Below are 10,927 nucleotides of genomic sequence, written 5' to 3'. Positions count from 1 at the left end.
CGTTTAAGTCCCTCAGCAGTGGTTAAAACGGCTCACTTCACCTTGCGCAAAAAGAGCGCTCTCACTTCGTTCGCTGTCGCTAACCTTTTGCACGATAAGCGCAAGGTGAAGGGAGCAACCTTCACAGCTTTCACCCTTTACTCCTTTTAAATATAGTCCCTCATCAGCGGTCAAAACGCCTCACTTCACCTTGCGTGAAAAGAATGCCAGCGCTTCGCGCTGTGTCATAAACCTTTCGCACGATGTCATCCTGAACTCGTTTCAGGATCCATGTTTTTGATGCTAGGTAGGTTTATCTTATTTGGTTACAGAAAAGAGACAGTCTTTATTTGCCAGACTCACTAAAAACGGTAAAAATGGTAAGGCTGTTAATTGGGCAGCAATAATAAGTTAAAGGATATAATTATGAAAATAAAGTTGAATAAGAAACGCGTAAAAAATTTATCTAAGACATCAAATGAGCTAGCAGCCAAGCAAACGGCAGAAGTAGGTGGCGGAAATTTCGAGACTTACGGTATGTGTAGCTATGGGTGTGACACAGCTGTCTATTTAGGCTGTGTCACGGGGCGAGACTGTTATTCGTTTAACGGGCTTTGCCATAACCCGAATTAAACTTTTAAGGCGACGATTGTGTCGCCTTATCGATTTGGTGGCATGGATGTGCGCATACTGCCGCTGGCTGTTATTGGGGCTATCAGTATCCATTGAAAAATTAGCTAGGCAAAAAATTTCCATGAAAACCCAGTGGGATTGCATTGTTCAGCCAAGCTCTACAAATTGGTCCATCAGCGACATGCTGTGCTCGAAAAATGTTTAAGCAAGTCCGCTTGCTTGGAATATGCAACGCAGTGCCAATTAGATAGCCACCCTTTGCGTTTTGGTTTTGATCTACCAATACGTGTTCTTCAACTAAAAAGTCCTTCCCATAGGTGTATAGATCTTGGCTGTCAGTATCTAGGTTAATGCGTCTTACACTGTCACTCCACACATCACTTTCAACTGATGAGAGTGTGAACAAGTCGCGATTTCTATACCCTGTCAAATGGCTATATACCCGTGGAAATTCACTTATTCCATCAATTTTATGCGATTTGGTTTTTCCGTTAGACATTAGAGAAAATAACACGGTTTGTGCCGGTGAAACGGGAATATTAACCTCTCCTCTCATCATAGATGCCATGTGATGTAAAACTGTACTATTTGGGTAAAGACTCATATCAAAATGAATATTTTCTTGCTGGTCTTCCCAAGCATTGCCAAAGTGGAAAACAAAACCAGGATCTAACTCATAGCGTTTTGTGATCTTTAACGTATTTTTACTGATCACTAATACTTCCATCGGCTGTTGCGGGTGAAACTGAATAGATGAAAATAACCCCTCTGTGCTTAAGTCTCGTTTCAGCGAAGGGAGAACCAGCAGTATGTGGTTTTTGGTGATAAGGAAATCATGTACCATCCCACCTTTAAAGCCACTGTTTATCAACGCGACGTTTTTAAGAGCTCCTGCGGAGCTTAAATGATACAGCACAATATGCCCACTTTGCGCGTAGCCAAAATTCCAAATAGTCCCATCTTTTTCTAGCTTTGGATGTGCAGAAAAAGGAAGCCCTTTTAGGCTTTGTTCATACTGTGTATTTTTGCCAATGTTGACCCGCCCTAGCGTATCTAAAGATTGGCTGTTTAGAGCTGTCGCAGAGCCAGCTTCCCAGAGTGCCCAAAGCTCACCGTTCACCGGTATGACGTTTGTATTGGCAGTGTTTATCGAATCTGGGTTGGCAATTGATTGGCTGTTTTGCAACTTACTGTCTGGACCTGAGTATAAAAATTTTCCAGCTTTTTCTTCTTGTTTAAACTTATCGGTTCGAATGAACTTTCCTTGGTGGTAAACCGTACCATTGCCGATATGGAATTGATGCACCATGCCGTCACCTTCGAACAGGTGTGTATAGCGCTGCCCGGCTCTTTGGTGAAGGCCTGGACCATTACGGTAAAATGATCCGGTTAAATCAGCAGGTAATTTGCCCTCCAATAATAATTTTTGTGGTCTGTAATTGGAATCGACACCGACCACACCGATAAGCTCTGGGCGTTTTTCCAATGCGGCCGTAAAGCGTTTTTGGTTTATTGTCATTATGTCTTCCGTGGCAAGAAAGTTACTCGCTAAACACGGATTAGAAATTGCGGCATGTGCCAATGGCGCTGCTAGCATACCTTTTAACAATTGTCGGCGTTCCATCGTCGGCTCCTTAATAGTGGATAGTGGTGTTTTCTATATTGCGACCTGAGTTTATGGCGATAACCATATCTCGGTAGCTAGGTGGGCCGAATTGGACGGTTGCATTATTTGAAAACCCTACGCCTTCTGTAGGAATACCAAATAAATTACTATCCAACTTTGCATTATTGTTGATGTCGTGAAAAAAACGAACAACATACTCACCGGCTTCTAAATTGCTGAAGTGGGCTGTGGTCTGCCCTTTTTGAGCTTTAATAATACTTGCGGTGTAACTTTGACCCTCTTTATAGTTTTGCTCACCTTTAAACAGCTCAATGTAAATCTTTCCTTCACTGCTATTGATATCAGCAATTCGTAGCTCTAATTCATTTGCCATTATTGGAGTGCTTAATAGACTAAGTGTCACTAGTAAGGCTTTCATTTTTTATCCTCTGCTGTTGTTATTTTCTGATGCGTAATTGCGCTTGTCGTTAAACAAGATAAAATGCGGTTACCCTGTGAGCAATCTGGATTTCGCGGGGGGGGACAATTACTTCGTGAAACGGTCTGATTTATAAGGTGTCAAATTGGCGAATCGTGAAAATGATAAAAATATTCAATCAAATCAAAGTTTAATAAAATCTTGGATGCTCCGAGATTTTTTCTCTGATTGCGCAGTTGTATTTGTGTTTGCCACTTTTTTAGCTTATTTAAAGCCATTTGGTATGGATAGTGTGAGCTTTGTTTATGCCCTTGGCTTTTGGCTGACAATGTGTTTTTGCGGTTATGCTTTATATGCGCCAGCAATAAGGGTAGGAGACCGGGTATTTGATGCCTATTTACCGATCTGGGCACGCCACAAACTGATAACGCTGGCTCTTTCAACCTTTTTAGCAAGCCTAGTAATGGGGTTGATCGCACCGTTTATTATCTCGGCTTTCTTTTCTATGCCATCAGGCTATTGGGGATCTGTTGTTTCATCAATTATTGCCAGTGTGTTTATAGGTGGGATTATTACGGCGGCAAGCGCAGTCAAGACATATGTTAAATTGCAGCGCCAAGTGATCATTGAGCAGCAAGCAAAAATTGACACTGAACAAGCACAAGTAGGTGAACTGAAGGAGCGTAATTCAATTGAATTTATAAATAAACTCCCTATTGAAAAGCGCGGTTCGCTGTTGTGTTTACAAATGGACGACCATTACTTGAAAGTCATCACTGATAAGGGGGAGCACTTATTGTTGATGCGTTTCAAAGACGCCTTGTTGCAACTCCACGAGTTTCCGGGTTTTCAAACTCACCGCTCTTGGTGGGTTGCCAAAGAAGCCGTTGATTCCACTAAAAAAGATGGGAGGAAACTAGTTTTAATACTATCCAATGGGCTGGAAGTGCCTGTTTCTCAGACTTATATGCGTACTGCCAAAGCGCAACTTAACCTCCTGTAAGCCAATTCCCTCTGTTTTATAGCGTCCTTACTTGATAAGGTGCGACTTGTGTCGCACTTTCTCGTGTGTTAAAGTGCGACATATGTCACAGGGGGAAGTATGTTAAAGCCAAACAACACAGAGTTAGTGATTCTAAAATTACTTTGGAAGCGTGAGCCAAGAACAGCCAGAGAAATTCATGATGAAATTGAGACAGAGTTTTCTTGGAGCTACTCGTCAACTAGGAAAACGCTTGAACGCATGTCAGATAAAGGGCTGCTCAATGTAGGAGAGCAAGGAAACAAAAAAATATTTACCGCGGCAGTTGAGAAGGTACCTACACTTGCTGTTTGTGCACAAGAGTTTGCTCAATCTGTTTTTGAGTTGGATGGGCCACTACCTGTTGCGATGTTTGCGGATAGTCGTCTTATTGAAGCTGAAGAGTTAGATGAGCTTGAATCTCTGCTTGATGAGCTAAATGGGAAGAGCAAAGAATAAGGCACAATGGCATGGATTGGACATTAGTAAGCCCCATCATGATGTTAGCTTTATGGCTATTAACGAGTTATCTACTGTTGAATGTGGGTAATTTGATAGTTCGTAGGTATCCATCTTCTCCGACAGTCTGGTGGGCAATATTAGTATTGTCGGCGATACCTATTTTACCATTTGGGTCTAGTTCTGAATTAGTACATATACCAAAAGTACTCTTAGAGCTCGGAGGCTATATTGAACAGCAACAGAGTCAAGTACCACGTAATATAGAGCAAAGTACACTTTTATTGGCTGATACTTTATTTTATGGTGTGATTGCGCTTTATTTGGTTGTGGCCATTCGCAAGCTGTATACATTGTTTATCAGCTGGCGGAGCATAAATAAACTATTAGGTACATCTGAGCCTTTCAAGCAGTCCGTTACTTCGGTGCCATGCATTCAGCTTCCTATTAATTGTTCTCCTTTTGTTTTCGGTATTACTAACTGCAAAATTGTATTGCCCAATTACTTTTCTAAATTGGATAGCGAACAGCAATATAGTTTACTGTGTCACGAAGTGACTCATATACGTAATAAAGATCATTTGGCTTTAGTGGCATGGAGCATCCTCGGTTGCATTCTTTGGTTTAACCCTTTTGTAAAGCGAATGGAAAAGAGTTTTGTCCATGCTTTAGAGCTAAGGTGTGATCAGTTTACGGTGACACATTTTGAATTAAATAAAAAACACTATGCTGCAACCTTGGTGACTGCACTTAAACACTCTGTGAACACCCATTCTTTTGCAAGTGCAGCTAATTTTTCATCCGGTGCTTTGAGCTTGGCCGATTACAAACTCAGGTTACAGGAAATTATTCAGCCTCAATCCAATAAACCTGTTTATCTAATTATTTTGCTCTTGCTGCTCACGATTTTACTCGGCTTGGTGAATATAAAAGCCGCGCCCGCGCTACACGTAAATACCAGTCATTGGCACAACCCATTAGATAACTTTTGGGTGAGTTCGCACTATGGGCATATCTCTGAGTTTCGAAACTCAAAGGCGCATGGTGGCATTGATTTGGTTGCACCTGTTGGTGCGCCAGTAATGGCTGTGTCCAGCGGTACGGTTGTTATTGCTGATGCGAAAACCTTACCGTCACGGTATGGGAATGTGGTGCTCGTGCAGCATGAAAATGGTTATCAAAGCCTATACGCCCACTTAGATACAATTGAGGTAGAGAGGGGGACTCGGATACAAGGAGGCGGTAAAGTTGGGACGTTAGGCGCGACAGGCCGTGTTACAGGAGCACACCTTCATTTTGAGTTGCTATATCAAGAGCAGCGGATCAACCCTTTGGCAATTTTAGCACTAGAATAATCATGATAAAAAACGGTTTATTAATGGCTGCAGCTTTAGTTGTAGGGGTTGCTTGCACCTGTGAAAAAGTAGTGACCGCAACATCAGAGCCTGAAGAGTCTAAACTTCGCTCAACAGTTGGTGGGGCGCCGGCTGATGTTAATATTGGTACTAATGAGGCTAAGAAGCTTAAAAATATAACGAAAAGCTCAATTATAACCTTGAGGTTAGCTGCTGGAGAGAACTTGATAGGTGTATTGCGCCGCTATGACGTAAATACGCAGCAAGTGATGACTCTGATACGTGAAGTACAGCCGTGGTTGGATCTGAATAAGCTGACGACGGGAAAAGCATTCCAACTAACGCTCAACCAGCGAGGCTCATTAATCGCGTTTTCGATAGGTGTACGTTTTGCGACAATCTTAACGGCGACTTTAGAAGATGGAGATTGGCAAGTAAGAGAGTCAACTCTGGAGTCTGAGTTGGTAGACGAGCATATTCGAATTAATGTTGGTCGCAGTCTTTACAACAGTGCGTTAGACACAGGCGTTGCAGTGGATGTCATTCAAAGGGCTATTGCTGTTCTTTCTCATCGAGTGGACTTTCAAAGATCGCTCCAAGATACGGATGTATTTGAAGTGTTCTATCAGTCTACTCAGCTAATCGATACACACCCACTATCCAAAAAAAGTGAAGTGGACAAAGTAAACTTTATCAAGTTGACAGTATCAGGTGTACCTCATCCTTTATACCGCTATAGAGCAACAGGCGAATCGCAACATCGGTTTTACTATGCCGATGGACGACCAGTGCAGAGTTTTTTGCTTAAAACACCACTTAATGGGGCTAGGTTATCGTCTACGTTTGGGCGCAGAAAACACCCAATATTAGGATACTCAAGACTCCACAAGGGGCTGGACTTTGGTGCTGCAATCGGCACGCCCATTTTTTCTGCCGGAGACGGCAAGGTGCTTAAAGCCAATTGGGGCGGCAGTTTTGGTAATCGCATTGTGATTAGGCATGCAAATGGATACCAGTCGTTGTATGCCCACTTGCAAGGGTTTGCTACGGGAATAAAAGCTGGGAGTGAGGTGAGACAGGGGGAGGTAATCGGTTATCTGGGCAGTACAGGCCTGTCTCAATCGCCACATCTACACTTTGAAGTTCACAAAGATGGGCGTGCTATCAATCCTTTGACGCTTAAGACCCATCGATATACTGCACGCAAACTTGCTGGTGCTAAATTGGAGGACTTTTCTAAAACCGTTGCGCGTATTGAAGCGCAATTAGAACACAGTTATGCAAAAAGAAATGAGCCGTCACAACTCGTTTTTAATCAGACCCTCAAGGAGCATCAACACTAATGTATAAGCCGCTTTTTTTTACACTGAATGCAATCTTATTGACGTTTTTTACGCAAGTAAGTGCTAGCGAGCAGTTTGTTATTCAAAATACACAGACGTTGCAAATTACATCCGAATTTAACAAACAAAGTTATGAGCTGTATGTGCGGCTACCCAAGGGGTATAAAAAGTCAACACGCAATTATCCGCTTGTCTTGATCAATGATACAAGTTATTCCATTGCCACAGCCAGTGGGATATTACACTTAATGGAAGGTAGAGACATTGAAGAAGTCATTCTCGTCGGTATCTCTTACTCTAAAGGAACCAACCCGCTATTTAGCCGGACTCGGGACTACACGCCTACGTTTGCACCGAAAGAGACACAAGGGCATTCAAAAGCGGCTCAACAAGTATCCGGACAAGCAAACAATTATGTGAAATTTATAGACAACCAAGTGCTGCCACTAATAGCTAGTCAATTCCGTGTTGATAAAACACGAAAAACCTTTGTGGGCCACTCTTATGGTGGATTGCTTGGCACATACATTATTTTACATCAGCCAAGCTTGTTCGAGTCATATATATTAGGCAGTCCATCTCTATGGTATGACAATAAAGTTATATTCGAGATGGAGCAGCGCTATGCAAAGTATAACAGCGCTTTACCCGCCACTGTCCGTTACTATATTGGTGGCAAAGAAGGGAAAATGGTGACGGATCTGAAAACTTTTGTTGGTATTTTAGATAAACGCCAGTACAAAAACTTTGATTACCAATACAAAGTGATCCCCAATACCTCGCATTTTAGTGTGTTTGCTTTGTTGCTCACTGAGGGGCTAGTAGAGTTATACGGAAAATAATGACCCACCCTGTGCAGTACATGCTGAACAGCTTGACACTTTTTTATTATAGTAAACCTCTAATTATTCCTTTTTTCGCATATGAATGACGTACAATTCTGGTCGCATAGGACGTCATAGGGTTTAGATTGTGAAAAAGTGTCAATACAAATTTGTCCTCTCGTTTCATAATTTTGATGCGTATCACTCATTAAAAAATATCTTAAGTGAATGTTTATTAAGTACTAATTTATATCGTTGAGGTAGTAAAATACGGGTGATTATGAATATAACTATATATTTATAAAGAGATTTTCAACTTGTGGTGAAACTGTTTTGGTTGAATTGTCAAGGATTTCCTTGGTACACTTGATGTGTCGATATTTTTATGAATATTTACATATTTAGCATTATTGGCGTTGGTTTTAGTCCATCTTGTGCGTAAAACTTTAGTTGGGAATAGTTTGTTGCAAAAGGATAGTAATAGAGCTTCACTTGGGGAGTTTGTCGTGGATTTGGAGCAAGGCTTGCTCTTTCTAAACGGCGAAGAAATCTCGGTAGAACCTAAAGTCATGGAGTTGCTGCTGTACCTCTATCATTGCCGTGGTCGCTATGTCACGGTAGAGGAGTTGCATGAGCATGTCTGGGCAGATCGCGTGGTAACGGATACCGCCGTGCGTGGTACAGTGAAAAAGCTACGGGTAGCCCTTAAAGATGACGATTTACATAATCCTAAATATATAAAGTCGGTCGCAAAACGTGGCTATAAGTTAATTTGTGAGTCTTCTATACTGGATGAGTCGCGCGACGAGACGTTAACTCCCACAATTGAAGAGCCTGAAGCGGCACCGTCAATATCAGAGCGTACAACCCAACCAAAAAGCAACAAGCAACGCTATACGATTTGGTTAACCTGCGCTGTCATCATAGTAGTGACATGTATATATATTGTTATTCAACAATCCTCTAGTCGCCTCGATTTTATTGGCGAGAAATTGCTGACAGAGTACAAAGGGGAGAAAAAATCTGTAGCCGTGTCGTCGGATGGTCGTTTCGTGGCATTTACAGGTCGAAACCTAGAAAATGAATTAAGCCAAGTATACTTGTTGGATAAGCAAGATGACTCAGTCCGACAGTTGACTACTAAGGCAATCAATGCGCGATTTGTGAGTTTTGCACAGAATGACAAAGTTCTGCTCTTTAGCGACACCATAACAGGCGCATCTTCTCTCAAGTTATTACCGTTAACGGTATCAGATCCCGAAAGTGCCATGATCACCCTGTTTGATGAGCAATACCTTATTAGTGGTATTCAACCGGGGAGAGTTCCATCGGAAGTTATTGTACAGCTTGCGAATAAAGCTGAATCAAGATTGATGATATATGCAGTCGACCTTGAAACTTTGCAAAAAACTCGGCTTGTAGCCCCAAGTCATTCGGATCAATATATCTGGGGAGGCACGGTCTCACCAGATAAAAAAAAGTTGATGACAATAGTGATGAAACCGGATAGCTATCAGCTTGTGATATTAAACTTTGAATCACAACAAGAGCGAGTTCTCAGTGAAACAAGTGCACAGGTTCATGGTGCTGTTTGGTTGAATGATGAACAAATCCTTATGCTAGATAGGGACGCTCTAAATATTGTTGATGTTCACACCGGAGCTATGCAAGTTGTTTTGCAAAATCAAGGCGACTTAATCACCGATATAGCTGTTGATAATAATGGTGGTGTGGTTGCGATTAAAAAGTCGCAAGTTCGGGCTGATAGGTTGTACATTGAACGCTCTTTTGCTGATGCGGGTGCAGTAAGCCGGGTCATTGATACTGCACCGGAAGTTACATCCATGATGTTTGACCCTGAAAATGAAAATATGAGATGGGTACGAATTAAAAAAAATAACATCAATTATATCGCCCACCTCAATATCAACACCGAGCAGCAGACTATACACTACGAAACGAAGAAGCGGCTTGAACTTCTAGATTCAGCACCGAACAACAAGTATTTACTCGTCAAAGAAGGTCATAGGCTCGCAATATTTTCTGTTGAAAATAACCACATTCATTATTTAACCGCAGATTCAGGTTTAAGTAGTGATGGCGTATTCATTCGCAATGGCGAAGAGGTTTTGTTTGGTGTTCAAGTGGCAGGTGAGTGGGAGATACAAAGGTTCAATATTTCCACTTCTACGATAGATGTATTTCTACGAGGGTATATGTCTATCCGATCTTCAAAAAATGGGTTTGTAGCTGCGGACGGCAGTGGTGACCTTTACCATTTAGACTCAGACCTAAAAGTTTTAGAGGCAATGGAACATCGCATCGGTCTTCAGTTAATTACTCGTTGGCATGTTAAACAAAATTCTGTCATCTGGTCAGATTATGATTATTTAAAAAGTTATGTGCACCATGTGGATTTAGTAACGAAAAAGCATTCTGTCATTGAGGATTTGTTTTTGAGTATGTACCCAAGAACTTCTACAGATCATTTGGGCGAACACATTGTGTATCTATCCGTTCAGATAAACAACTCCGCAATACAGCAGTTGTATTTTGAGTAACCTTGCAATGCTTTTTCTAGAAAGTAACTTTTAACTAAAGAAGAGAACTATTATGAACATCAATAAACTGTTGAGCTTTGCCTTTATTGCAGCGCTTACCTTAGGCCCATTGTATGTATTGAACTCGACTTCACCTGAGTTTTGTCATATAGGCAAAGAGTGCAGTGATCCTTATGGAAAAGGTGAGTAATTACCTTTTTATATATTTTTAAGCTTATGGAGTGTCAGCTTCCCCCTCTTTCTGAACTGGTTTACCAAGTCATATTCTTACTTACACGATTGAAATAATCACAATAATAAGTTTCTTAACGTTATGATAAATAAGCTTATTATTTAAGTTATAAAAAAACAATCGTTTAGTTGTTGGTGTTTGATACGTATTTCAATAACTTGGGTACCGCAGCAAGGAGTGGGCACTTGGTAGTGTGATTCGCCTCCAATGCTTTGTAAGGATGCAAAACTTTATTGGAGGCTGAATCGCTAAACTCTCTTAAGTCAGCAAGGAAGCTGTAGTCAGCCAGTGAAGAGTTAAAGCCATAGTCAGCCAAGATGCTGAAGTGAATCAGCCAGGACGCTGAAGTGAATCAGCCAGAACGCTGAAGTGAATCAGCCAGGACGCTGAAGTGAATCAGCCAGGACGCTGAAGTGAATCAGCCAGGACGCTGAAGTGAGTCAGCCAGGACGCTGAAGTGAGTCAGCCAGGACGC

10 protein-coding genes are annotated in these 10,927 nt (G+C 41.7%); 8 read left to right on the top strand and 2 right to left on the bottom strand.

Going from position 1 to position 10,927, the window contains the following annotated elements; genetic code table 11:
- Positions 1 to 405 precede the first annotated feature (405 nt).
- Positions 406 to 612, top strand: coding sequence for a hypothetical protein (locus J8M00_RS27610; protein WP_211013578.1), 207 nt, complete (start codon positions 406 to 408; stop codon positions 610 to 612).
- 100 nt (positions 613 to 712) lie between these two features.
- On the opposite strand, the gene J8M00_RS27605 is transcribed toward J8M00_RS27610, so the two are convergent.
- Positions 713 to 2,236, bottom strand: a complete 1,524-nt coding sequence (locus tag J8M00_RS27605) for a carotenoid oxygenase family protein (protein ID WP_211013577.1) — start codon at positions 2,234 to 2,236, stop codon at positions 713 to 715.
- Between the two features lie 10 nt (positions 2,237 to 2,246).
- Complete coding sequence (locus tag J8M00_RS27600; protein WP_211013576.1) at positions 2,247 to 2,657, bottom strand: DUF2141 domain-containing protein; 411 nt, start codon at positions 2,655 to 2,657, stop codon at positions 2,247 to 2,249.
- A gap of 145 nt (positions 2,658 to 2,802) precedes the next feature.
- Here J8M00_RS27600 and J8M00_RS27595 point away from each other — a divergent pair, with 145 nt between their 5' ends.
- From J8M00_RS27595 to J8M00_RS27565, 7 genes are all read left to right on the top strand, one after another.
- On the top strand, positions 2,803 to 3,660 hold the full coding sequence (locus tag J8M00_RS27595) for a LytTR family DNA-binding domain-containing protein (RefSeq protein ID WP_211013575.1): 858 nt from the start codon (positions 2,803 to 2,805) through the stop codon (positions 3,658 to 3,660).
- Positions 3,661 to 3,759: 99 nt separating this feature from the next.
- Complete coding sequence (locus tag J8M00_RS27590; RefSeq protein ID WP_211013574.1) at positions 3,760 to 4,137, top strand: BlaI/MecI/CopY family transcriptional regulator; 378 nt, start codon at positions 3,760 to 3,762, stop codon at positions 4,135 to 4,137.
- Between the two features lie 11 nt (positions 4,138 to 4,148).
- On the top strand, positions 4,149 to 5,492 hold the full coding sequence (locus J8M00_RS27585) for a M23/M56 family metallopeptidase (RefSeq protein ID WP_211013573.1): 1,344 nt from the start codon (positions 4,149 to 4,151) through the stop codon (positions 5,490 to 5,492).
- Positions 5,493 to 5,515: 23 nt separating this feature from the next.
- A complete protein-coding gene (locus J8M00_RS27580; protein WP_211013572.1) occupies positions 5,516 to 6,835 on the top strand; it encodes a M23 family metallopeptidase in 1,320 nt (439 codons plus the stop codon).
- Complete coding sequence (locus tag J8M00_RS27575; RefSeq protein WP_211013571.1) at positions 6,835 to 7,677, top strand: alpha/beta hydrolase; 843 nt, start codon at positions 6,835 to 6,837, stop codon at positions 7,675 to 7,677. Before J8M00_RS27580 ends, J8M00_RS27575 begins: the two co-directional genes overlap by 1 nt.
- 446 nt (positions 7,678 to 8,123) lie before the next feature.
- The gene (locus J8M00_RS27570; protein ID WP_211013570.1) at positions 8,124 to 10,220 is read left to right on the top strand and encodes a winged helix-turn-helix domain-containing protein; all 2,097 of its coding nucleotides are present in this window, start codon (positions 8,124 to 8,126) and stop codon (positions 10,218 to 10,220) included.
- A 52-nt stretch (positions 10,221 to 10,272) separates the two neighbouring features.
- Positions 10,273 to 10,410, top strand: a complete 138-nt coding sequence (locus tag J8M00_RS27565) for a hypothetical protein (RefSeq protein ID WP_211013569.1) — start codon at positions 10,273 to 10,275, stop codon at positions 10,408 to 10,410.
- The last annotated feature ends 517 nt before the right edge of the window (positions 10,411 to 10,927 follow it).

Origin of the sequence: Pseudoalteromonas luteoviolacea, from assembly GCF_018100925.1 — a bacterium.
Taxonomy (GTDB): domain Bacteria; phylum Pseudomonadota; class Gammaproteobacteria; order Enterobacterales; family Alteromonadaceae; genus Pseudoalteromonas; species Pseudoalteromonas obscura.
The sequence above is the reverse complement of the archived record's forward strand: the minus strand, read 5'-3'. Positions and strand labels throughout refer to the sequence as shown.